Annotated in this window: 17 protein-coding genes; 13 read left to right on the top strand and 4 right to left on the bottom strand. The window is 68.9% G+C overall.

Features of this window, described 5'->3' with window-relative positions; genetic code table 11:
- The first annotated feature begins 26 nt into the window (after positions 1-26).
- From D3H34_RS26085 to D3H34_RS26025, 13 genes are all read left to right on the top strand, one after another.
- On the top strand, positions 27-1,508 hold the full coding sequence (locus tag D3H34_RS26085; protein ID WP_119557177.1) for a DUF4178 domain-containing protein: 1,482 nt from the start codon (positions 27-29) through the stop codon (positions 1,506-1,508).
- Between the two features lie 63 nt (positions 1,509-1,571).
- Positions 1,572-1,790, top strand: a complete 219-nt coding sequence (locus D3H34_RS26080) for a DUF350 domain-containing protein (protein WP_119557175.1) — start codon at positions 1,572-1,574, stop codon at positions 1,788-1,790.
- Positions 1,787-3,427: a polyamine aminopropyltransferase gene (locus D3H34_RS26075; protein ID WP_205736812.1), complete on the top strand. Its 1,641-nt coding sequence runs from the start codon at positions 1,787-1,789 to the stop codon at positions 3,425-3,427. Before D3H34_RS26080 ends, D3H34_RS26075 begins: the two co-directional genes overlap by 4 nt.
- 117 nt (positions 3,428-3,544) lie before the next feature.
- Positions 3,545-5,158 carry an FAD-dependent oxidoreductase gene (locus D3H34_RS26070; RefSeq protein WP_119557173.1) on the top strand — a complete coding sequence of 538 codons (1,614 nt, stop codon included), beginning with the start codon at positions 3,545-3,547 and terminating at the stop codon, positions 5,156-5,158.
- Positions 5,155-6,273, top strand: a complete 1,119-nt coding sequence (locus D3H34_RS26065) for a saccharopine dehydrogenase family protein (RefSeq protein WP_119557171.1) — start codon at positions 5,155-5,157, stop codon at positions 6,271-6,273. The genes D3H34_RS26070 and D3H34_RS26065 overlap by 4 nt, the downstream gene beginning before the upstream one ends.
- Positions 6,270-6,647, top strand: coding sequence for a DoxX-like family protein (locus tag D3H34_RS26060; protein WP_119557169.1), 378 nt, complete (start codon positions 6,270-6,272; stop codon positions 6,645-6,647). Before D3H34_RS26065 ends, D3H34_RS26060 begins: the two co-directional genes overlap by 4 nt.
- Positions 6,644-7,120: a DUF2269 family protein gene (locus tag D3H34_RS26055; protein ID WP_119557167.1), complete on the top strand. Its 477-nt coding sequence runs from the start codon at positions 6,644-6,646 to the stop codon at positions 7,118-7,120. Before D3H34_RS26060 ends, D3H34_RS26055 begins: the two co-directional genes overlap by 4 nt.
- A gap of 129 nt (positions 7,121-7,249) precedes the next feature.
- Positions 7,250-13,267: an alpha-2-macroglobulin family protein gene (locus tag D3H34_RS26050; RefSeq protein ID WP_119557165.1), complete on the top strand. Its 6,018-nt coding sequence runs from the start codon at positions 7,250-7,252 to the stop codon at positions 13,265-13,267.
- Between the two features lie 20 nt (positions 13,268-13,287).
- On the top strand, positions 13,288-15,609 hold the full coding sequence (gene pbpC, locus D3H34_RS26045) for a penicillin-binding protein 1C (protein WP_167481278.1): 2,322 nt from the start codon (positions 13,288-13,290) through the stop codon (positions 15,607-15,609).
- Between the two features lie 76 nt (positions 15,610-15,685).
- Positions 15,686-17,038, top strand: a complete 1,353-nt coding sequence (locus tag D3H34_RS26040; RefSeq protein WP_119557162.1) for an esterase-like activity of phytase family protein — start codon at positions 15,686-15,688, stop codon at positions 17,036-17,038.
- A gap of 162 nt (positions 17,039-17,200) precedes the next feature.
- On the top strand, positions 17,201-17,509 hold the full coding sequence (locus tag D3H34_RS26035) for a DUF3649 domain-containing protein (protein WP_434057714.1): 309 nt from the start codon (positions 17,201-17,203) through the stop codon (positions 17,507-17,509).
- Positions 17,506-19,167, top strand: a complete 1,662-nt coding sequence (locus D3H34_RS26030) for a PepSY-associated TM helix domain-containing protein (RefSeq protein ID WP_119557160.1) — start codon at positions 17,506-17,508, stop codon at positions 19,165-19,167. Before D3H34_RS26035 ends, D3H34_RS26030 begins: the two co-directional genes overlap by 4 nt.
- Positions 19,167-19,511 carry a DUF3325 domain-containing protein gene (locus tag D3H34_RS26025; protein ID WP_119557158.1) on the top strand — a complete coding sequence of 115 codons (345 nt, stop codon included), beginning with the start codon at positions 19,167-19,169 and terminating at the stop codon, positions 19,509-19,511. The genes D3H34_RS26030 and D3H34_RS26025 overlap by 1 nt, the downstream gene beginning before the upstream one ends.
- Before the next feature lies 1 nt (position 19,512).
- Here the strand turns inward: D3H34_RS26025 and D3H34_RS26020 are convergent, their stop codons facing one another.
- From D3H34_RS26020 to D3H34_RS26005, 4 genes are read right to left on the bottom strand one after another with little or no spacing between them, the layout of a single operon-like run.
- Positions 19,513-20,904 (bottom strand): aminopeptidase P N-terminal domain-containing protein, encoded by a 1,392-nt coding sequence (locus D3H34_RS26020; protein ID WP_119557157.1) that lies wholly within the window; start codon positions 20,902-20,904, stop codon positions 19,513-19,515.
- Positions 20,905-20,910: 6 nt separating this feature from the next.
- Positions 20,911-21,858 carry a hypothetical protein gene (locus D3H34_RS26015; protein ID WP_119557155.1) on the bottom strand — a complete coding sequence of 316 codons (948 nt, stop codon included), beginning with the start codon at positions 21,856-21,858 and terminating at the stop codon, positions 20,911-20,913.
- On the bottom strand, positions 21,855-22,583 hold the full coding sequence (locus D3H34_RS26010) for a nucleotidyltransferase family protein (protein WP_119557219.1): 729 nt from the start codon (positions 22,581-22,583) through the stop codon (positions 21,855-21,857). The genes D3H34_RS26015 and D3H34_RS26010 overlap by 4 nt, the downstream gene beginning before the upstream one ends.
- A 14-nt stretch (positions 22,584-22,597) precedes the next feature.
- Positions 22,598-22,987 carry an S-adenosylmethionine decarboxylase family protein gene (locus tag D3H34_RS26005; RefSeq protein WP_119557153.1) on the bottom strand — a complete coding sequence of 130 codons (390 nt, stop codon included), beginning with the start codon at positions 22,985-22,987 and terminating at the stop codon, positions 22,598-22,600.
- Positions 22,988-23,089: the final 102 nt, after the last annotated feature.

Raw genomic sequence — 23,089 nt, 5'->3', positions numbered from 1 at the left:
TATTGCCTTTGATTTCCTGAGCTGTCATGGCTGAGGAAACCGGCAACCAACGCTACTACCGCGCGCCCTGCCCCGGCTGCGGCGCGCCGGTCGAATTCCGCTCGGCGCAATCGACGCACGCGGTCTGTCCCTACTGCCAGAGCACCGTCGTGCGCCAGGGCGAGACGCTCGCGCGCACCGGCAAGATGGCCGAGCTGTTCGACGATTTCAGTCCGCTGCAGCTTTTTGCCTCGGGCCGCATCCAGGACAAGCCTTTCACGCTGATCGGCCGGCTGCAATACACCTACCCCGGCGGGCGCTGGACCGAGTGGATCGCCGCGCTGGATGGTGATCGCACCGGCGTCCTCAGCGAGGACAACGGCGCGTACGTCTTCGCGCTGCCCTTCGACCTGCAGCGCACCGCGCCGCCGCCAGTCGACCTGCGCGTAGGCGCCACCACCGCGTTCGCCGGCCAGAGCTACACCGTCGCGTCCAACGAGCAGGTGGCGCTGACCTCCGCGCAGGGCGAACTGCCGCACCTGCCCGAGCTCGGCAAGCCGTTCGCGATGGTCGAGCTGCGCAACGACAAGGGGCTGGTGCTCAGCATCGACTACGGCACCGCCAAGCCCAGCGCCTACCTCGGCCGTTCGGTGCAGCTGGACGACCTGCAGCTCACCGGCCTGCGCGCGGAATCCGCGAAGGACGAAAAGGGGCGCGGCTTCAATTGCCCGAACTGCGGCTCGCCCGTCACGGTCAACCTGGCCGACAGCAAGAGCATCACCTGCGGCTCGTGCCACAGCATCATCGACCTGTCGCAAGGCATCGGCGGCGAGCTGAAGCACGCCGAGCAGGACGAGCCGGTGCGCCCGCTCATCGCGCTGGGCACCGTGGGCCAGCTGCAGGGCGCGCAGTGGCAGGTCGTGGGCTTCCAGCACCGCATGGGTCAGGAGCCCGGCGACGACGAGCAGTTCGGCTGGGACGAGTACCTGCTGTACAACAAGAAGCGTGGCTTCAGCTTCCTGGTCGATGCCGAGGACGGCTGGAGCATGGTCAAGCCGACCACCGGCGCGCCCGTGATGGCCGAGAACGGCAGCACCGCCACTTACCTCAACAAACGCTACCAGCAGCAGTACGCCTACAACGCCGAGACCACCTACGTGGCGGGCGAGTTCTACTGGCAGGTCGAGCGCGGGCAGAAGACCTTCAACCGGGACTTCGCCAGCGGCGGTGCGCTGCTTTCCATGGAGCGCTCGGCCAACGAACTGACCTGGTCCTCGGGCAGCAAGATCGACAGTGGCGTGGTGGCCACAGCCTTCAAGCTCGACGCCAAGAAGGACATGTTCGAGCGCTCCGACGCGCTGCCGGTGAGCGCCGCCTCGGGCATGGGCTGCGGCACGATCATCATCGTCATCGTGATCATCATCTTCGTCATGCTCATGCTGAGCACCTGCAGCAGCGGTTCCTCGAGCGGCTATCGCAGCTCGGGCGGTTCGTACGGCGGCTACTCGAGCGGCGGCGGCCACAAATGACGAAGATCGCGCGCAGGCGCTTCTCTCGCACTTCTCTCTTTATTGCTACGACTGGAGGTCCCCATGGGAATTGAATGGCTGAAACCGGGCGTGGTCCTCGGATCGCTCGTGTATGCGCTGATCGGCGTGGTGGTCTTCTGGGTCTGCTTTTTGATCATCGACAAGATCACCCCCTATGACCTGTGGGGCGAGATCGTCGAGAAGCAGAACATGGCGCTCGCTTTGGTCGTGGCCGCCATGAGCCTCGGCATCAGCGTCATCGTGGCCGCTGCAATCCATTGAGCGACGCGGCCCTGCCCGCGCGCACCCCGCAGGTGCGGGGGCCGCAACCCGTCGAAATCGCGCTGCTCGCCAGCGTGTTCGTGGTCGCCGCGTGCGGCCTGGTCTATGAACTGAGCGCGGCCGCGCTGAGCTCCTACCTGCTCGGCGACTCGGTGCTGCAGTTCAGCACCATCATCGGCACCTACCTGTTCGCCATGGGCGTGGGCTCATGGCTCTCGCGCTACTTCGATCGGCAGCTGCCGGCGCACTTCCTTCGCATCGAACTGCTCGTCGCGCTGATCGGCGGCGCGCTGCCGGCGATCCTGTTCCTGGCCAACGCTTACGTACCGGGCGCGTTCCGGCTGCTGCTCTATGGGCTCGTGATCGTGGTCGGCACGCTGGTCGGGCTCGAGATTCCGCTCGTGATGCGCATCCTCAAGCGCAACATCGTGCTCAAGGACCTCGTGTCGCAGGTGCTGACCTTCGACTACCTGGGCGCGCTCGCGGTGTCGGTCGCGTTCCCCCTGATCCTCGTGCCGCAGCTCGGCATGATCCGTACCGGCCTGCTGTTCGGCGTGATGAACGCCGCGGTGGCCGTGTGGGCGCTGTGGCTCTTCCGTCATGAGCTGCGCCGCGCCGGCGCGCATGCGGTGGCCTGCTTTCTCACGCTGGCCGTGCTCATCGGCGCCTTCTGGGGCGCCGACCACATCACCACGCTGGCGGAAGACAAGTTCTACCAGGACCACATCGTCTTCAGCGCCAGTTCGCCCTACCAGCGCATCGTGGTCACGCGCGGCGCGCTGGGCCATCGGCTGTTCCTCAACGGCAACCTGCAGTTCGCCGAGCGCGACGAGTACCGCTACCACGAGGCGCTGGTGCATCCCGTGATGGCCGCGCACGGCGCGCCCAAGAAAGTCGCCGTGCTCGGCGGCGGTGATGGCATGGCGGTGCGCGAGATCCTCAAGTACCCCTCGGTCGAATCGATCACGCTGGTGGAGCTCGATCCGAACATGACCCAGCTTTTCACGACGCACGAGACGCTGGCCGCGCTCAACGGACACGCGCTCTCGTCGCCGAAGGTGAAGGTGGTCAATACCGATGCGTTCAAGTGGCTGCAGGAGGGCGGTTCGAGCGCCGCCGGGCCGCCCCAAGGCGCGAGCGCCCCCTCGGGGGGCAGCGAACCACGCGCAGCGGGGAGCGTGGGGGCCGACGAAACTTTCGACGTCATCGTGGTCGACTTTCCGGACCCCACCAACTTCGCCATCGGCAAGCTCTACACCAACAGCTTCTACGCCCTGCTCGACCGGCGCCTGTCGGCCAGCGGCTACGCGGTGATCCAGACCACCTCGCCGCTTGTGGCGCGCAAGAGCTACTGGACTGTCGCCACCACCATCGAGTCGGTCGGCCTGAAGGCCACGCCGTACCACGCGCACGTGCCGAGCTTCGGCGAATGGGGCTACATCATCGCGAGCCGCCGGCCCTACCGACTGCCTGACGCACTGCCGGGCGGCATGCGCTTCCTGACCGCTTCGACGCTGCCGCTGATGTTCGACTTTCCGCTCGACATGGCGCGCGTGCCGACCGAAGTGAATCGCCTGTCGAACCAGACCTTGGTCACCACCTACGAACAGGAGTGGGGCAAGGTCATGGCTCACTGATATGGCTCGCCCCCAGGCTGCGCGCACTTCGTGTCGCTTCGCCAACCCCCTGCCGGGGGCAACACCTGCGGCCCGGCAAAGCCGGTTCCGCGGTGTTCCTCGAAGGATGCGGGTGCCATGAGGCGTCGTGGTTTTCTTGGGGCCGCTGCGGGTGCGGCGGGCGCCCTGGCGCTGGCCGGCTGCGAGGCACCGCCACAGCCCATCGAAGGCGGCTTTACCGGCGTCGATGTTGCACGCGGCCACGCGATGCGCGATGGCGCGCTCAGGTCACAGGCGCCGGCGAGCGTCAGGCGCACACGTGTGGTCATCGCGGGCGGTGGCGTCGCCGGTCTTGCGGCTGCGCGCGCGCTGCGCCTGGCAGGCATCGACGACTTCGCGCTGCTCGAACTGGAAGACACCGCCGGCGGCAACGCGCGCGGCGGCTCGGTGGGCGGCATCGCCTGCCCGCTCGGCGCGCACTACCTGCCCACGCCCGGCGACGACGCGCACGAGGTGCAGGACCTGCTCGAAGAACTTGGTCTGCGCCGCCGCGTGGCCGGCCGCTGGACCTACGACGAGCGTCACCTCTGCCACAGCCCGCAGGAGCGCTTGTTCTTCCGCGGCGAGTGGCAGGACGGGCTGCTGCCCGTGCATGACGTGGGCGATGGCACGCTCGCGCAGTACCGCCGCTTCGCGCAGCGCATCGACGCGCTGCAGCACGCCGCGCACTTCGCCATTCCCACGCTGCGCTTCGCCGTCACGCCCGAACTGCTCGCGCTCGACGCCGTGCCCTTCGCGGGCTGGCTCGACCGCGAAGGCTTCGACGACGCGCACCTGCGCTGGTACCTCGACTACTGCTGCCGCGACGACTACGGCGCCGGCATCGCGCAGGTGTCGGCCTGGGCCGGCATCCACTACTTTGCGAGCCGGCACGGCTTCCATGCGCCCGGCGATGCGAGCGGCAGTGTCAATGACAGCAACCCCGATCGCGACGGCGTGCTCACCTGGCCCGAAGGCAACGGCTGGCTCACGAAGCAGCTGGCCGCGCCGCTGGGCGAGCGCCTGCACACCGGCCAGGTCGTCACCCGCATCGCCGAAGGGCGCGGCGGTGTCGAGGTCGATGCGTGGGATGCCGCCTCGAAATCGCTGGTGCGCTGGCAGGCCGAGCGCTGCATCGTCGCGCTGCCCGTCTTCATCGCCGCGCGCGTGGTCGAGAACCCGCCGCCGCTCTTGACCAGCGCCGCCGCGCACGTGCGCTACGCCCCCTGGCTGGTCGCCAACGTGCAACTGCGCGGTCCACTGGCCGACCGCGTCGGTGCCGCGCCGAGCTGGGACAACGTGATCTACGGCACGCGCGGCCTCGGGTACGTCGATGCGCGCCACCAGACGCTCGACCCCACGCCGCGCGGCACCGTGCTCAGCTGGTATCGCCCGCTGGGCCCGAGCAGCTACGACACGGGCGATGGCCGGCAACTGCTGCTCGAGCGCCCGTGGACCGCCTGGCGCGACGAGCTGCTGGCCGAGCTGTCGGTGCCGCACCCCGACCTGCCCGCGCTCGCCACGCGCATCGAGATCACGCGCTACGGACACGCCATGTCGATCCCGCGGCCGGGGCTGCTCGCGCAGATCGGCGCGCACGGCGACCGCGTGGCCGCGGGCCGGCTGTCGTTCGCGCATGCGGACTGGTCGGGCTATTCGATCTTCGAGGAAGCCTTCACGCGCGGCCACATCGCAGGGGCGAGCCTCGCATGAAGACGCTGGTGCTCGGCGGCTACGGCAATTTCGGCGCACGCATCAGCCGCGCGCTGTCGCAGGACGCGAACATCGAACTGTGGGTCGGCGGGCGCGACCTCGAACGGGCCACGGCCTTCGCGCATTCGCTGGGGGGTGGCGCGCGCGGTGTTCGCGTCGACGCGCAGTCGCCCGATCTCGCGCAAGGCCTCGGATTCCTGGGGGTCGACCTGGTCATCCACACCGCAGGCCCGTTCCAGGGCCAGGACTACCGCGTGCCGCAGGCTGTGGCCGCCGCCGGCGCGCACTACATCGACCTGGCCGACGGCCGCCGTTTCGTCTGCGACTTTCCCGCCGCGATGGACACCGCCTTCCGCACGGCGGGCCGCACCGCCGTGACCGGTGCCAGCACGGTGCCGGCACTGTCGTCGGCGGTGATCGATCACCTCGCCGACGGCTGGCAGGCCCTCCGCAGCATCGACATCTGCATCGCCCCCGCACAGGGCGCGCCGCGCGGCGAAGCCACGCTCGCGGGCGTGCTCGCCTACTGCGGCGCGCCGATCCGCGTCTGGCAGGACGGCGCGTGGACCGAGCAACCCGGCTGGGCCCGTCCCGCGAAGGTGCAGTTCGCACGCATGAAGCCGCGCCGCGGTGCGCTGTGCGACATCCCCGATCTCGAACTCTTTCCCGCGCGCTACGCCGGCGTGCAGTCGGTCATGTTCCGCGCCGCGCTCGAAGTCGGCCTGACCCAGCAGGCCTTCGCCTTCCTGGCCTTCCTGCGTCGCACAGGCCTGCTGCGCGCGCCGCAGAAGCTGGCGCCGCTGTTGCATGCGACGGGTGGCGTGTTCGACGCGTTCGGCACCGCGCTGGGTGGCATGGTGGTGCGTGTCGAGGGCACCGATGCGCACGGTGCCGTTGCGCGCCGTGCCTGGCACATCGCCGCTGACGACAACCACGGCCCCGAGATTCCCTGCATGGCCGCCATCCTGCTGGCCCGCCGGCTGGCGCGCGGCGATGCGTTGCCAGCGGGCGCGCATGCCTGCGCGGGCCTGCTCACGCTGTCCGAGTTCGACCCCGAGTTCGTGCGCTGGGGCATGGTGACGGACGTGGTCGACGAGGCGCCGTCCACGCCATGACACGCCCTGCCGACGACGATCGTCTGCTTCGCTTCAGCCTCGTCGCCGTCTGGCTGTTCACCGCCTTCGCCAGCATCGTCGAACTCGACGGCCAGAGCCGCCGCGTGCTGGCCGAAGCTGGCATCGCTTCGCCGCCCTGGTTGGTGCAGTCGTTGATCGTCGGTGGCGCGGTGGCTGATCTTGCGATCGGCCTGGCCCTGTGGCTGCGGCCCGGGCGCACCGTCTACCTCGCCGCCTTCGCCCTGATGCTCGCCATGACGCTCGTGGCGACGGTGCTGCAGCCGAGTCTGTGGCTGCATCCGCTCGGTCCGCTGCTCAAGAACCTGCCCATCGCCGCGCTGCTCTGGCATCTGTACCGGCGCGCCACGCCATGAACACCTATCTCGTCCTCAAGTGGTTGCACATCGTCTCCAGCGTGCTGATGGTCGGCACGGGGCTGGGGTCGGCGTTCTACATGTTCTTTGCCAACCGCAGCGGCAGCGTGCCGGCGCAGGCGGTGGTGAGCCGGCTGGTGGTGCGGGCCGACTGGTGGTTCACCACGCCCACCGTCATCCTGCAGCCGGTCACCGGTTTCGCGCTGGCCCACATGGCGGGCTGGCCGCTGTCGACGCCGTGGCTCGCGCTGTCGCTGGGGCTCTTTGCGCTCGCGGGCCTGTGCTGGCTGCCGGTGGTGTGGCTGCAGATCCGCATGGCGGCGCTTGCGGCGCAGGCGCACCGCGACGCGATGCCGCTGCCGGCGCTGTATCTGCGCTACCAGCGCTGGTGGGAACTGCTCGGCTATCCGGCCTTCGTGGCGATGGCCGTCGTGTTCTGGCTGATGGTGAACAAGCCCCAGCTTTCGTTCTGACGGATGGATTGAATCGGGCTGCGGCGCGGGCCTGTGCGGTTTTCACGCAGACTTCACACACAGCGCCAAGGGTTCACAGATCGCGGACAGACTGCAACGCGCTCACAAGAAACACAAGGGGGAGCCTCCATGCTTCAAGTCGCCAATCGAAAACTCGCGTCGTTCAGCGACGTGCTCTTCACCGGGCTGGGCCGCGCGCTCGGCTTCCTGCGTCCGCTGGCACGCGGGCTCATCGGTTCCTGGCGACCCCCGGGGTGGTTGCGCATCGTGGGCGCATTTCTTCTTTTCGGATTGCAGTGGCTGCAGCAGCGGCTGACCTGGGTGGTGGTGCTCGCGCTGCTGGCGGTGGCCGGCTGGTTCGCCAGCCCGCATGTGCTGAAGTGGTGGCACGGCCTCACGCCCGATCGCGTCGAGCCCGTCGTTTCCACCGCGCAGATCGTGGCACCGCCCCGCACGCAGATCGAGAACGACAAGGGGCCGAACCCGCTCGTCATCAACTTCTCGGCTTCGGTTGCGCCGATTGCGCGCATCGGCCAGGAGGCGACCGGCGTTTCCATCGAACCCGCCATTGCCGGGCGCTGGACGTGGAGCAGCCAGAAGAAGCTCGAATTCCTGCCCGCACAGGACTGGCCGGTGGGCCAGCTCTACAAGGTGCAGCTCGCGCAGGAAGCGCTGGCGCCGCACATCGAGATCGAAAAGCGCAAGTACGACTTCATCTCGCCCGAGTTCAACGCACGCATCGCGGGCGCGGAGTTCTATCAGGACCCGGTGCAGGCCAATGTGCGCCGCGCCCTCTTCCAGGTGCGCTTCTCGCACCCTGTGAACACCGCCGAGTTCGAGAAGCGCCTGGTGCTGACCTATGACCAGGCCTGCAGCACCTCCTTCTTCAGCGTGGGCAAGTGCGCGAGCGAGAAGTTCACCGTCAGCTACGACAAGCTGCGCCTCACCGCCACGCTGCAATCGGAGCCCCTGCCCATCCCCGAGAAGACGCGCCCCGTGGTGCTCAGCCTCACCTCCGGTGCGGTCGCGCAGAAGGGCGGCCCGGGCCTGCGCAACGACCTCTCGCGCGCGGTCGACATCCCCGGGCTCTTCAGCCTCGACATCTCCAGCGTCGACCCGACCATCGTGACGGGCGAGAACGGCGAGCCGGAACATGTGATGCACATCAGCGCCTCGATGCCTGTGCACGAGCGCGAGATGGCGCGGGTGGTGCAAGCGTGGCTGCTGCCCGTCACCGAAGAAGCGAAGGGCGACCCGGAGGACAAGTTCGACTGGTCCGCCGACCCGTCCAAGGTCACCGACGCCGTGTTGCGCCGCGCGAAGAAGATCAACCTGCAGCCCATCGCCAGCGAGCGCGAAGTGACCGAGATGGTCAGCTTCCGCCTGCCGCAGGCCGAAGGCGGCCGCTACCTGCTGGTGCGCGTGGCCAAGGGCCTGAAGACGCCCGGTGGCTACCAGCTCGGCGCGGCGCGCCAGGACGTGAAGCTGCTCAAGACCTTCGCGCCCGAGCTCACCATCATGAGCCAGGGTTCGCTGCTCGCGTTGTCGGGCGAGCGCAAGCTGCCGATCCTGGTGCGCGACCTGCCCGGCATCCGCCTGGAAATCGGCCGCCTGCTGCCGCAGCAGCTGCAGCACCTGGTCACGCAGAGCAACGGCGACTTCGCGCATCCGCAGTTCAACAACGGCCTGCAGTCGGACAACCTCGTCGATCGCTTCGAGAAGGAAATCCCGCTCAGCATTCCCGCCGGCAAGGCGCACTACGAAACCGTCGACTTCGCGCAGTACCTGCGCAGCGACGTGGCCGACCGCCGCGGCGTGTTCCTGCTCAAGGTGCAGGGCTACGACCCCAAGGCCAAGAAGAAGGCCGAAGGCGATGCCGCACAGGCACAGCCCGAAGAAGAGCAACAGGAAGAACCGCAGTACGAGAGCGAAGGCGACCCCGAGAGCGGCAACCCCGAAGACCAGAAGGACCAGCGCCTGGTGCTCGTCACCGACCTGGGCATCGTCGCCAAGAAGTCGCTCGACGGCACGCGCGACGTGTTCGTGCAGAGCATCGCCAACGGCCAGCCCGTGGCCAATGCACTGGTCGAGGTCTGGGGGCGCAACGGCATGATCGTCGCGTCGCAGACCACTGATGCAACCGGCGCCGCCAAGCTGCCCAACCTCGCCGGCTACCAGCGCGAAAAGGCGCCCGTGGTCCTGGTGGTGCGCAAGGACGGCGACCTGAGCTTCCTGCCCTTCAACCGCAGCGACCGCACGCTGGACATCTCGCGCTTCGACGTCGGCGGCCTGCGTGCGGCCGGCGTGCCGAACCAGATGACGGCCTATGTGTTCAGCGACCGCGGCATCTACCGCCCGGGCGACACCATGCACATCGCGATGATGGTCAAGGCCGGCAACTGGGGCACGTCGCTGCGCGACCTGCCGCTCGAAGCCGAGGTCATCGATGCGCGCGGCCTGAGCGTGCGCCGCGAGAAGCTCAAGCTCGGCCCCGGTGGCGCGGCGGAAATCGCCCACACCACGCAGGACACCTCGCCCACCGGCAACTACACCGTCAACCTCTACCTGCCGCGCGAATCCTCGCCCGGCAACCCCGAGGTGCAGGGCCTGCTGATCGGCAGCACCACGGTGAAGGTGCAGGAGTTCCTGCCCGACCGCACCAAGGTCGTCGCCAAGCTCAGCAGCGAAGTGGCCGAAGGCTGGGTCAAGCCCAAGGACCTGAAGGCGCTCATCGACGTGCAGAACCTCTTCGGCACGCCCGCGCCCGACCGCAAGGTGGAAGGCACGCTCACGCTGAGCCCGGCCTTCCCCGTGTTCCGCGCGTTTGCCGACTACGCCTTCTTCGATCCGCAGCGCGCCACCGACAAGCAGGTCGACGACCTGGGCAGCGTGCAGACCAGCGCCGAGGGCAAGGCCGAGTTCGACCTGCGCCTGTCGCGCTTCGATGCCGCCACCTACCAGGTGCACGTGCTCGCCAAGGCCTTCGAGCCCGAGGGCGGGCGCAGCGTCTCGGCCGAGACGCAGACGCTGGTGAGCGACATGCCCTATCTCGTGGGCGTGAAGGTCGACGGCGACACCAGCTACGTGAGCAAGGGCGCCGCGCGCAACGCCACCGTGATCGCCATCGACCCGCAGGCGAAGAAGACGGCCGTGGCCGACCTGAAGATCGAGCGCGTGGAGCGCAAGGTGCTGTCGGTGCTCGTGAAGCAGGACAACGGCCTGTACCGCTACGAATCGCGCAAGAAGGAAATCGTGATCGACGAGAAGCCGCTGGCCATCGTCACGGCCGGCAACACCATGGCACTGAACACCTCCGCGCCCGGCAACTTCGCCTACGTGGTGCGCAATGCGGGCGGGCTGGAGCTCAACCGCGTGGAGTACAGCGTGGCGGGCAATGCCAACGTCTCGCGCTCGCTGGACCGCAACGCCGAGCTCCAGCTCACGCTCGACCGCAAGGACTACGAGCCGGGCCAGGAGATCGAGGTGAGCATCCGCGCGCCGTACGTGGGCGCGGGCCTCATCACCATCGAGCGTGACAAGGTCTACGCCCACGCTTGGTTCAAGACCGACAAGACCGCCTCGGTGCAGAAGATCACGTTGCCCAAGGACTTCGAGGGCACGGGCTACATCAACGTGCACTTCGTGCGCGACCCGGCCTCGGACGAGGTCTACATGAGCCCGCTGTCGTACGGCGTCATCCCCTTCGCCACCAGCCTGGCCAAGCGCACCGCCAACCTGCAGCTCACCAGCAGCGAACTGGTGAAGCCGGGGCAGATCGTGAAGATGAAGCTCACCAGCGACAAGCCCACGCGCGCCGTACTGTTCGCGGTGGACGAAGGCATCCTGCAGGTGGCGCGCTACAAGACGCCCGATCCGCTCAAGCACTTCTTCCAGAAGCGCGCGCTCGAAGTCGGCACGCTGCAGACGCTCGACCTGATCCTGCCGGAGTTCAAGAAGCTCATGCAGGGCGCAGCCCCCGGCGGCGACGGCGAAGGCGAACTCGGCAAGCACCTGAACCCGTTCAAGCGCAAGCGCGACAAGCCGGTGGCCTACTGGTCGGGGCTGGTCGACGTGAACGGCAGCCGCGAGTTCAGCTACACCGTGCCCGAGAGCTTCAACGGCAGCCTGCGCGTGATGGCCGTGGCCGTGAACGACGAGACCACCGCCGCCAAGAGCACCCGGACCGTGGTGCGCGGCGACATGGTGATCCTGCCGAATGCACCGCTCGCGATGGCGCCCGGCGACACCGTCGAAGTGGGCGTGGGCCTGGCGAACAACATCGTCGGCTCGGGCAAGGAAGCACCCATCGCGCTCACGCTCACCGCCTCGGGCGGGCTCGAGGTGGTGGGCGATGCGACGCAGACGCTCAAGGTCAACGAACGCGGCGAAGCGAGCACCAAATTCAACGTGCGCGCCAAGCCGGGCGAGCAGGCGGTGCTGGGGTCTTCGGCGCTGGTGTTCACCTCGGCGCACAAGACCTTCAGCGCGCGGCTGTCGACCGAAGTGAGCGTGCGGCCCGCATCGCCCTTCGTCACGCTGGTGCAGGCCGGCAGCTTCCAGCGTGCGGGCGAGCTGAGCAGCAAGGCCGACCTGTACCCGAACTTCCGCAAGAGCGACGTGGCGGTGTCGGCCGCGCCGTGGGCCTTCGCCACCGGCCTCATGCAGTACCTGGAGGCCTACCCGCACGGCTGCACCGAGCAGATCACGAGCCAGACCTTCCCGGCCGTGCTGCTGTCGAGCCGCCCCGAGCTGGTGAAGGAAATGGCACGCGGCCGCACGCCCGATCAGGGCCCGCTGCCCGAGGCGCGCAAGACCTTCGAGCGCTACCTCGTGCAGCTGCGCGCGCGGCAGACAGCCGACGGCGGCTTCTCGCTGTGGCCTGGCGCCGGCACCGATGCCTTCGCCACGCTGTATGCGGTGCATCTGCTGATCGAAGCCAAGGACCACAAGCTGCCCGTGCCGCAGGACCTGCTGCAGAAGGCCAACACCTACCTGCAAGGCTGGCTGGGCAGCAGCAACACCTCGCTCGATGGCTGGCGCCAGCGCACGCAGGCGGCCTACCTGCTGACCCGCCAGGGCATCATCGCGCCGGCCGCACTGGCCAACCTGCGCGAAGCCTGGCGCACGCAGCAGACACGGCAGACGCAGGGCTGGAGCGACGACCTGGGCGCCGTCTACCTCGCCGCGAGCTACCAGCTCGTGAAGCAGGAGCAGGTGGCGAGCGAGCTGCTCAACCCGGAGTGGTCCGACCTGCTCGCGCGCACCGAGAAGAAACAGCGCCGCAATGTCTGGGGCGCCTACTACGACCCGCTGGTGCACGACAGCATGACGCTGCACCTGGTCGGCCGTCACTTCCCGGCGCGCCTGAAGGCGCTGAAGCCCGAGGTGTGGGAAGGCATGGGCGCGATGGTGCGCGACGGTTGGTACAACAGCCTGTCGTCGGCCTCGATGCTGCTTGCGGTCGATGCCTACTTCGAAGCGGTGGGGCAGAACGTCGAAGGCAAGCTGACGGCGCAGACCGTCAATGCGCAGGGCCAGGCCGCGGCGCTCGCGCTGGGTGCGGTGAACCCGATCACGCGTGCCGCGGTGCCTGCCGGGACGGCCAAGCTCAAGCTGTCGAACGACAGCGACTTCAACCTGTACTACAGCTGGGCCGAGCAAGGCTTTGAACGCAACGTGCCTGCCACACCGGTGAACCAGGGCCTCGAAATCTTCCATGAAGTGCTCGACGCCAAGGGCAATCCGATCACCAAGGCCAAGCTCGGCGAAGAGGTCACGGTGCGGGTGCGCGTGCGCAGCCTGGAGCGCGCGCAGATCAACGACGTGGCGCTGGTCGACCTGCTGCCCGGCGGCCTGGAGCCGGTGCTGCAGGCGGTGGGCGACGACGAGGAAGCCAATGCCGATGCGCCAATCTGGAAGAAGCGCCTCGGTGGCAGTGGCTCGTGGAAGGTGCAGTACGCCGACATCCGCGAAGACCGCGTGGTCTTCTATGGCGCGGTCGGCAAGGACCTGCTCGAAGTGACCTACAAGGCGCGCGCGACCAACGTGGGCGACTTCGTGGTGCCGGCCGCGTACGGCGAGGCGATGTACGACCGGCGCGTGTTCTCGCGCTCGGCCGGTGCGCGCTTCCAGGTCGTCGCGAACTGACGCAGGGCAGCGAGGCCGTCATGCGCTTCAGCGTGAAGTTGGGAAGGCTTCGCAAGCCCGCACTGTGGGCGCTGGGGGTTGCCTTCCTGCTTGCGCTGCTGCGCTGGTGGCCCCACGCCCCGCTCAGCGAAACCGTCGGCAGCTCGCGCGCCGTGTATGCGCAGGGCGGCGAGCTGCTGCGCCTCACGCTCGCGGGCGACGAGCAGTACCGCCTCTGGGTGCCGCTGGACCGCATCTCGCCCACGCTGGTCGATGCCGTGCTGCTGTACGAAGACCGCCGCTTCTACGCCCACCCCGGCGTCAACCCCGCCGCGCTGGTGCGCAGCGCGTGGCGCATTGCGAGCGGCGAACGCCGGCAGGGCGGCTCCACGCTCACGATGCAGCTCGCGCGGCGCGTCTACGGCATCGACAGCCGCACACCCATGGGCAAGATCGCGCAGATCGGCGCGGCGCTCTGGCTGGAGGCGCGCTTCGGCAAGCGCGAGATCCTCGAGGCGTACCTCAACACCGCCCCTTACGGTGGCAACATCGAAGGCGTGCAGGCTGCGAGCCTCATCTACTTCCGCAAGGATGCCGCCAAGCTCAGCCTGCCCGAAGCGCTGACGCTCGCGGTGATTCCGCAGAACCCCGTCAAGCGCATTGCCGAGCGCGGCCGCAATGCCGAGCTGCAAGCGGCGCGCGAACGGTTGTGGGCCCTGTGGGCCGAGCGCGATCCGACGGCGAAGCAGCACGCGCCCGACGCGCAGCTCGCGCTCTCGGCGCAGTCGCGCGGCAGCCTCCCCTTTCTCGCGCCACACGCCACTGACATGCTGCTGGCGCAAGAGCGCGGCGTGCAAGAGGTGCGCACCACCATCGACCTGCGCATGCAGGCCACGCTCGAACGCGTGATGGGCCAGTACCTGCGCACGCACGCCGACGTGGGCATGACCAACGCGAGCGCGCTGCTGCTCGACGCCTCGACCATGCAGGTGCGCGCGCTGATCGGCTCGGCCGACTGGCACAACGACGCCATCGCGGGCCAGGTCAACGGCACGCAGGCCAAGCGCTCGCCGGGCTCCACGCTCAAGCCCTTCATCTACGCGCTAGCGCTCGACCAGGGGCTGCTGCATCCGAAGACCATGCTGAAGGACGCGCCGACCTCCTTCGGCCCCTATACGCCCGAGAACTTCGACCATCGTTTTGCCGGCCCGCTGCCCGCGCAGGAGGCGCTGATCCGCAGCCGCAACATCCCCGCGGTGGCCGTGGCCGCGAAGCTGTCGAAGCCGGGGCTCTACGACTTCATGCGACTCGCCGGCGTGCAGAAGCTGCAGAGCGAATCGCACTACGGCCTGGCGCTGGTGCTCGGCGGTGGTGAGGTCACGCCTGAGGAACTTGCCAGCCTCTACGCCACGCTGGCCAACGGCGGCATCTCGCAGCCGCTGCGCTACACGCAGCCCGCGCCCGACGAGCGGCCGACACAGCCGCTGCGCCTGCTGAGCGAAGAAGCCTCGTTCATCACGCTCGACATGCTGCGCCACACGCCACGCCCCGACACCACCTTGCCCGCGCGCCCCGCCATCGCATGGAAGACGGGCACGTCGTGGGGCTTTCGCGACGCATGGACCGCCGGCGTCTTCGGCCGCCATGTGCTCGTGGTGTGGGTCGGCAACTTCGACGGCACGAGCAACCCCGCGCTGGTGGGCGTGGATGCAGCGGCGCCCTTGTTCCTGCGCATGGTCGATGCGCTGCGTGCCGAGCGGCTCGACCCTGGCGAGGTCGCGACGCGGCAGCCGCCCGACCTGCGGCAGGTCGAGGTGTGCACGGCGACAGGCGGGCTGCCCGATGCGCTTTGCCCGGTGCGCACCACCACCTGGTTCATCGCCGGCAAGTCGCCGATCCAGGTCAGCAACCTGCACCGCGCCGTGTGGGTCGACGAGACGACGGGCAAGGTGGTGTGCGGCCCGCAGCCCAACGCGCGCCAGCAGGTGGTCGAGCAATGGGGCAGCGACATGCGCCGGCTGTTCCGCCAGGCCGGCCTGCCGCGCGCGAGCCTGCCGTCCGATGGCTGCGAGAAAGGCGAGGCTTCGGAGACCGCGCCGCTCATCACCTCGCCCCTGCGCGGCGTGCGGCACACGCTGCGCGTGAAGAAGCCGGAGCCGCTGGTGCTGCGCGCCGAAGCGGCGGCGGGCACGCAGACGATCTACTGGTTCGCCGACGACGCATTGATCGGCCGCGCCGCGCCCGGCGAAGGCATCACCTGGATGCCCGACATGGCGGAGACGGGACGGCGTTACGTGCTGCGCGCGGTGGACGATCAAGGGCGCGCGGAGTCGCGCGAGGTGACGGTCGACATCGCACCCTGAGCCCGGTGGATGTCATGGGGACGTCACGCGAAATCGGCATGGTCTCGCGTTTCGACTGAAACCTTTCTTCTTGCCCATGACGCGTCTCGCTTCCCTCTCTTTCATCGCCCTTGCCGCTGCGCTCGCCTGCGGCAGCGCGGCCGCCCAGACCGCCTTCCCCGCCACGCTCGCCGGCCACGCCGTGCTGCCCGCGCAGAGCTTCGTTGCCGCGCCCAAGGATGCGCCGGCCGACCTGCAGGCCAGCGGCAAGTTCACGACGGGCAAGCGCGTCGAGGCGCTGGGCACGGTCGAGGGGCTGTCGGGCGGGCGCGGCACCGGCGTGTCGGTGCCCTTCAAGGGCCAGCCGCTGCAGGGACACTCGGGTATCAAGAAGATGGACGACGGCACCTTCTGGATCCTCACCGACAACGGCGCCGGCGCGAAGGCCAACTCGCCCGACTTCATGCTCTACCTGAACCACTACAAGGTGGACTTCAAGAGCGGCAAGTTCAACCGCCTGAACACGATCTTCCTGCACGACCCGGACAAGAAGGTGCCGTTTCGCATCGTCCACGAAGGCACGAAGCAGCGCTATCTGACGGGGTCGGACTTCGACCCCGAGAGCTTCCAGTTCGCCGGCGGCGCGCTGTGGATCGGCGAAGAGTTCGGCCCCTTCCTCATCAAGGCCGACCTCAAGGGCAAGGTGCTCGCGGTGTTCGACACGCAGGTGGACGGCAAGGCCGTGCGCTCGCCCGATCATCCGGCCGTGACCACGCCGGGCGCACCGGGTGGCGCGGTCGATTTCCAGATCAAGCGTTCCAAGGGCTTCGAGGGCATGGCTTCGTCGAAGGACGGCAGCAAGCTCTATGCGCTGCTCGAAGGCCCAGTGTGGAACGCCGAGACGAAGGACTACGAGAAGCTCGACGGCAAGGAAGCGCTGCGCGTCCTGGAGTTCGACGTGGCCTCCGAGAAATGGACGGGCCGCCACTGGAAGTATGTGCTGGAGGCCAACGGCCACGCCATCGGCGACTTCAACATGATCGACGGCACCACCGGCCTCATCATCGAGCGCGACAACGGCGAAGGCACGAGCGACAAGGCCTGCCCCGAAGGCCAGAAGCGCACCGACTGCTTCCACGACATCGCGAAGTTCAAGCGCGTCTACAAGGTCGAGCTGAGCGATGCGAACGTGGGCGGCGCGGCGCGCAAGATCGGCTACATCGACCTGCTGAACATCGCCGACCCGAACAAGCTGGCGCGCAAGCCGCTGAACGACGGCGTGCTCAAGTTCCCGTTCTTCACGATCGAGAACGTCGACGTGGTCGATGCCACGCACATCGTGGTCGGCAACGACAACAACCTGCCCTTCTCGTCCAGCCGCGAGCCCAACAAGGCCGACGACAACGAGCTGGTGCTGCTCGAAGCCGGCGCGTTGCTGCAGGCGAAGTAAGGCGTCGGAACAAGGCGTCCGTCGCGTTTCAAGGCCCCGCTCGCGGGATGGGCGGCGAGCGAGAAACCCTAGAAGATGAGTATGATTCTCATTCTCCAGGTTTTCCCTCCCCCTCTGTCCCATGAATTTCCGAACGACCTCGCACGTCGTCCGGCGCCCGTCGTGAGCGCCGGCGTCCGCTACCGGATGGGCGTGGCGTCGCGGGCCGTCGCCGCCATCGCGGGCGGCTACGGCGTCGCCGCGCTGTCGGCCGCCGTGCTCGCGCTCGGCCTGCCCGCCCTCTTCGACATGGCGCGCAGCGAAGCCGCGCTGACCGGCACGCTGGCCTCCTTCCTCGTCTACGCCGTGGCCGTGATGTGGGTCTTCGCGGCGCGCTCGGCGTGGCGCGCCTGGATCGGCCTGGCCATCGCGGCGGCGCTGCAGGGCCTGCTGTTGCTGCTGTGGACCCAGGGCGGCGGAGGTGCCGCATGAAGGAAGGATTCCGCCAGTCGATGGCCTGGCTGCACACCTGGTCGGGCCTCTTGGTCGGCTGGGTGCTCTTCATGGTGTTCGCGGCCGGCACGGCCTCGTACTTCAAGGACGAGATCACCTTCTGGATGAAGCCGGAGTTGCACGCCGTGTCGCACGGCACCGTGGCCCAGCCGGTCGCGGCCGAGAACGCGGTGGCCTACCTGGAGCGCAACGCGGGCAATGCGGCGCGCTGGTTCATCACGCTGCCGACCGCGCGCGAGCCGGCGGTCAGCCTCCTGTGGCTCAAGCCACCGCCGCCGGCCGGTTCACCGCCTGTGGAGCGGCGCCGCAGCTTCGATCGCGCCACGCTCGACCCGGCCACGGGCCAGGCGATCACCGCGCCGCGCGAGACGCGCGGCGGCGAGTTCTTCTACCGCCTGCATTTCGACCTGCACTACATGCCCGCGCTGTGGGCGCGCTGGATCGTCGGCTTCTGCGCGATGTTCATGCTGGTGGCGATCGTCAGCGGCATCGTCACGCACAAGCGCATCTTCAAGGACTTCTTCACCTTCCGCCCGAAGAAGGGCCAGCGCAGCTGGCTCGACGCGCACAACGTCACCGCGGTGCTGGCGCTGCCGTACCACGCCATGATCACCTACACCGGGCTGGTCACGCTGATGTTCATGTACATGCCGTGGGGCCCGCAGGTGGCCTACAAGGCGCATGGCGGCACCGACACCTTCTTCGCCGAAGCCTTCCCGGGCGGCGTGCGCACGCAGATCAAGGCCTCGGGCACGAAGGCCGCACTCGCGCCGCTCGCGCCCATGGTGGCGCAGGCCACGGCCCACTGGGACGGCGCGCCCGTCGGCCGCATCGTGGTGCACCAGCCCAACGACGCCAACGCCGTGGTCTCGCTCACGCGGGCCGAGGGCCGGCACCTGTCGTACGACCAGCCCACGATGCAGTTCAACGGCACGACCGGCGCACTCATCGGCACCTTCGGCGATGTGCCGAAGGCCGCGGCCGAGACGCGCGGCGTGCTCTACGGCCTGCACATCGGCCGCTTCGCCGATCCGCTGCTGCGTGCGCTGTTCTTCGTCTCGGGCCTCGCGGGCTGCCTGATGGTCGCGACCGGCCTGCTGCTGTGGGCCGTGAAGGAGCGTCAGAAATACGCCAAGACCCTCAAGCAGGGAGGCCGCATCGGCTTCGGGCTGCGGCTGGTCGACGGGCTGAACCTCGGCGCGATCGCGGGCCTGCCCGTGGCCATGGCCGCGTTCTTCTGGGCCAACCGCCTGCTGCCGGTCGAGGTGGCCAGTCGCAACGACGTCGAGATCCGCTGGTTCTTCATCGTCTGGGGCGCCGCCGCCGTGCTCGGCCTGCTGCGTCCGACCCTGCGCATGTGGCAGGCGCAGCTCGCGCTCGGCGCGCTGTTGTTCGCGCTGCTGCCGGTGCTGAATGCGCTGACCGGGCCCGCGCCGCTGACCACCAGCCTGCGCGCGGGCCCGAGTGCAGTGGCGGGCTTCGACCTCGTGGCCATCGCGCTCGGCCTGGGGCTCGCGGGTGCGACCTGGCTGGTGGAGCGCAAGCGCCGCAAGGCTGTGGCCGCGCCCAAGAAGGCCGTCAAGCCGCCGCCACCGGCAGAGCTCGCAGCCTCGGCTGCTGCAGGACAAGGATCTTGATGCTGCTGGGATTGGTGTTCGCGGCCTCGCTGGCCGGCTTCTGCGCGCTGAGCCTGGCGATGGACCGCCATTGCGAGGACGTCTACGGCCGCGGCCGCACACCCGGTGCCTGGCGCCGCTGGCTGCAGCTGGGCGGCACGGCGCTGCTGGTCCTGTCGCTCGTCGCGAGCCTGGAGGCCGCGGGCGCTTCGGTGGGATGGGTGCTCTGGCTGGGGGCGCTCACCGCGGGCGCGCTGGCGACGGTCGGGCTGCTGAGTGGGGTGCCGCAGCGCTTTCCCCGCATCGCCGCGGGCGCGGCGGTGCTGGCGATCGGACAGGCGCTGTTCTGCGCGCTGCCCGCCTGACTCACCCCCGCATCAGCGCCTCGATCTCGTCCGCCTTCACCGGCACGCCGCGCGAAATCAGCTCACAGCCCGTGGCGGTGACGATCGCGTCGTCCTCGATGCGGATGCCGATGTGGTGGAACTGCTCGGGCACGCCCTCGCCGGGGCGCACGTAGATGCCGGGTTCCAGCGTCAGCACCATGCCCGGGTGCAGGATGCGGCTGGGGCGGTTCTTGATGACCTCGTTCGACAGCGGGTCCTTGCGCTCGCTGACTTCGCCGACCTGCGTGGGCTCGACGTAGCTGCCGCAGTCGTGCACGTCCATGCCCAGCCAGTGGCCGGTGCGGTGCATGTAGAACTGGAAGTAGGCGCGCGAGTCGATCACGTCGTCGACGCTGCCGACCTTGTTGCCGTCGAGCAGGCCCAGGTCGAGCATGCCCTGCGCCAGCACCTTCACGGCGGCGTCGTGCGGGTCGTTGAAGCGGTTGCCGGCCTTGGTGGCGGCGGCCGAGGCGTCCTGGCTGGCCAGCACGAGGTCGTACAGCGCGCGCTGCGGGCCGCTGAATTTGCCGTCGGCCGGGAAGGTGCGCGTGATGTCGCTGGCGTAGCCGTCGAGCTCGCAGCCGGCGTCGATCAGCACCAGTTCGCCCTTGCGCACGGGCGCGGCGTCGGCGCGGTAGTGCAGCACGCAGGCATTGGCGCCGGCGGCCACGATGGAGCCGTAGGCCGGGTACTGCGAGCCGCCCAGGCGGAACTCGTGCAGCAACTCGGCGTCGAGGTGGTACTCGCGCACGTCCTTGCCTTCGCGCAGCATGCGGGCCGACAGCTGCATCGCGCGGATGTGGGCGCGGGCGCTGATCTGCGCGGCGCGGCGCATGATGTCCTGCTCGTGCGCGTCCTTGACCAGGCGCATCTCGTCGAGCGGGCCGCACAGGTCGCGCTGCTCCTCGGGGCACAGCGCGCCGTAGCGAACGCGCGCGCGCACCGACTGCAGCCAGCCGTCGATGCGGGTTTCCAGGCCCTTGTGGGTGGCGAAGGGGAACCACACGGTCGAGCGGTTTTCCAGCAGCTTCGGCAGCCTGGCGTCGAGGTCGGTGACCGAGAAGGCCTCGTCCACGCCCAGCGCGGCCGGGGCGGCGTCGGGGCCGAGGCGGTAGCCGTCCCAGATCTCGCGCTCCAGGTCTTTCGGCGCGCAGAACAGCGTGGCACGGCCGTCGCCCGCCAGCACCAGCCAGGCGTTGGGCTCGGTGAAGCCGGTCAGGTAGTAGAAGTAGCTGTCGTGCCGGAACAGGAAGTCGCTGTCGCGGTTGCGCTGGCGCTCGGGCGCGGTCGGGACGATGGCGATGCCGTCCTTGCCGAGTTGCGAAGCGAGGCGCGCGCGGCGCTCGGCGTAGATCGTGGCGTCATTGAGCATGGGGTTTCACTTTCGATACGGTGCAAGTCCGGGGTCCGCGGGTACCAGATGCCGCCATGGGAACACATCCTGCGCAAAGTGGCTGACGTACCCGCCGATCGTTGACTGGATGACCATGAATTGCAGCCCCGGTCGCACACCCTGCAGGTGCTGCAGCTGGGCCAGGTCGAGGCAGGTGTTGCGCAGCCTCAGCACGCGCAGCTGCGCGCCGATGGGGCCTTGCAGCAAGGCTTCGTAGTCTTCGAAGGCCGTGATGCTGTCGGCTGCCCGGTCGGCCGGCCACACCATCTGCTGCTCGGTGGATTCGGCGAAGTCCAGCAGCGTGAGGCCCGGCAGGTTCTGCGCCACGGCGAGGTTCCGGATGAACTGCTGGGTGTCGAAATGGGCGCCGATGCTCAGGCAGCTCAGTTGCGGCAGCGGCACGGCGAAGAAGTCGGCGTTCGGCGGGTTCGGCACCGTGAGTTCGCTCAGGTGCGGCGTCTTGCGCACCCAGCGCGCGATGTCGCCGCCTTCTTCGAGGATGGCGTCGCTCCTGCAGACGAGCGACTGGTTGTGGTCTTCAGGCTGCGTCGGCTTGACGAACAGCGAGCGCAGGCGGGGAAACGTGACTGGGCTGTCGAGCAGCGGCGTGAACATCCATTCGCGCGTGCCGTTGGCCCCGCTGTCGGTGCCGCTGAACGACAGCGAGGTGATGCAGTCGGCCACGTCCTGCCGGCTCAGGCAGGCGAGCGTTTCGTCGAAGGCGTCGCCCCAGGTTTCGCCGAAGTATTCGACATGCCAGCCCTGGCGCATGGGCGCGAGGCTCAGGCGCGTGAAGTCGCTGTCGTACAGCGGCACGGTCAGCGGGTCTTCGGGCGCGCCGTCGTTGCGTTCGGCGGCCGCTTCCAGGGCCAGGTCGTGCAGGCGCTGCGGCAGCAGGCGCAGGGCGTCGGGCAGCGGCGCGAGCGTCGTCATGCGGCCGGCGCCGGAGACACGCCGGCATTGAGTTGCTGCAGGCGCTGCGGCGTGCCGACGTCGGTCCAGGCGCCGGTGTAGAGCTCGGCGCTCACCTGCCGGTCGTTCATCGCTGCGCGCAGCATGGGCGCCAACGGCGCCTTGACGCCGGCCGGGTTGCCGGCGGGAAGGTCGCAGTACGGCGGCGCGAAGAACGCGGCGCGGTACAGGGCGATGGTCGAGAAGGTGCAGGTCTGGGCCGCCTGGTTCAGCGCGAGCCCCTCGGCCGAGAGGCCGAAGTCGCCCTTGAGGTTGTGCGCCGGGTTCGGCACCAGCCATAGGTGGGCGAGCTTGCCGCTGGCGAGAAAGCGCTCGACGGCGGCTTGGGTGAAGCGGAAGTCGGGCGCGAACACGTCGCCCGCCGCTACCCAGAACACATCACCCAGGAGCGGCAGCGCGCGCACGATGCCCCCGGCGGTTTCGAGCGCGCCGCCGAAGTCGCGGCCTTCGTCGGAATACGAAATGGACAGCGTGCCATGCCCTTCCAGCGAAGGGCGCGCGCCGAACCGGGCGGCGACCTGCGCGCCGAGCCAGTCGGTGTTGACCACCAGCTCGGTGAAGCCGCCATCGGCCAGCGCTTCCATCGGCCACTGCATCAGCGGCTTGCCGCGCACTTCGAGCAGGGGCTTGGGCGTGGCATCAGTCAGCGGCCGCATGCGTTCGCCGCGGCCGGCGGCCAGGATCATCGCGCGCACGGCCATCACCGCACCGACCCGGCCACACGGCCTCGCTGCAATTGATTGCGCTCGCTGTGCAAGGGCTGGAACAGCGACACCAGGCATTCCATCAGCGCATGCGCCTTGGCCGAGTGGTCGGCGCCGAAGTTGCACACGTACACGTCGAGCGTCACGCCGCGCTGCTCGGGCCAGGTGTGGATGCACAGGTGCGACTCGGCCAGCAGCAGCGTGGCCGTCACGCCGCCCGGCCCCTGCGGCGTGGCCGGGAACCCATGGACCAACTTGCCCACGGCCTGCAGCCCCGCGGCGGCCACGGCCTTGGCGCAGACCTCGCCGAGCGCGCGCCCGTCGGTCAGCCATTGAAGACCGCATTGGCAGTCGTGAAGATCGGCGGTGAGGTGCAGCCCTTGCATGGGGGGCAACTCTAGCAGCCGCACCCGGGGCACAAGAGAGCATCGGCCGGGTGTTGGCCCTGTATCAAGGCCGGATGCGGCTCGCCCGGTAAAATCTCGGGT

The sequence above is a fragment of the Acidovorax cavernicola genome, assembly GCF_003581445.1.
The sequence above is the reverse complement of the archived record's forward strand: the minus strand, read 5'-3'. Positions and strand labels throughout refer to the sequence as shown.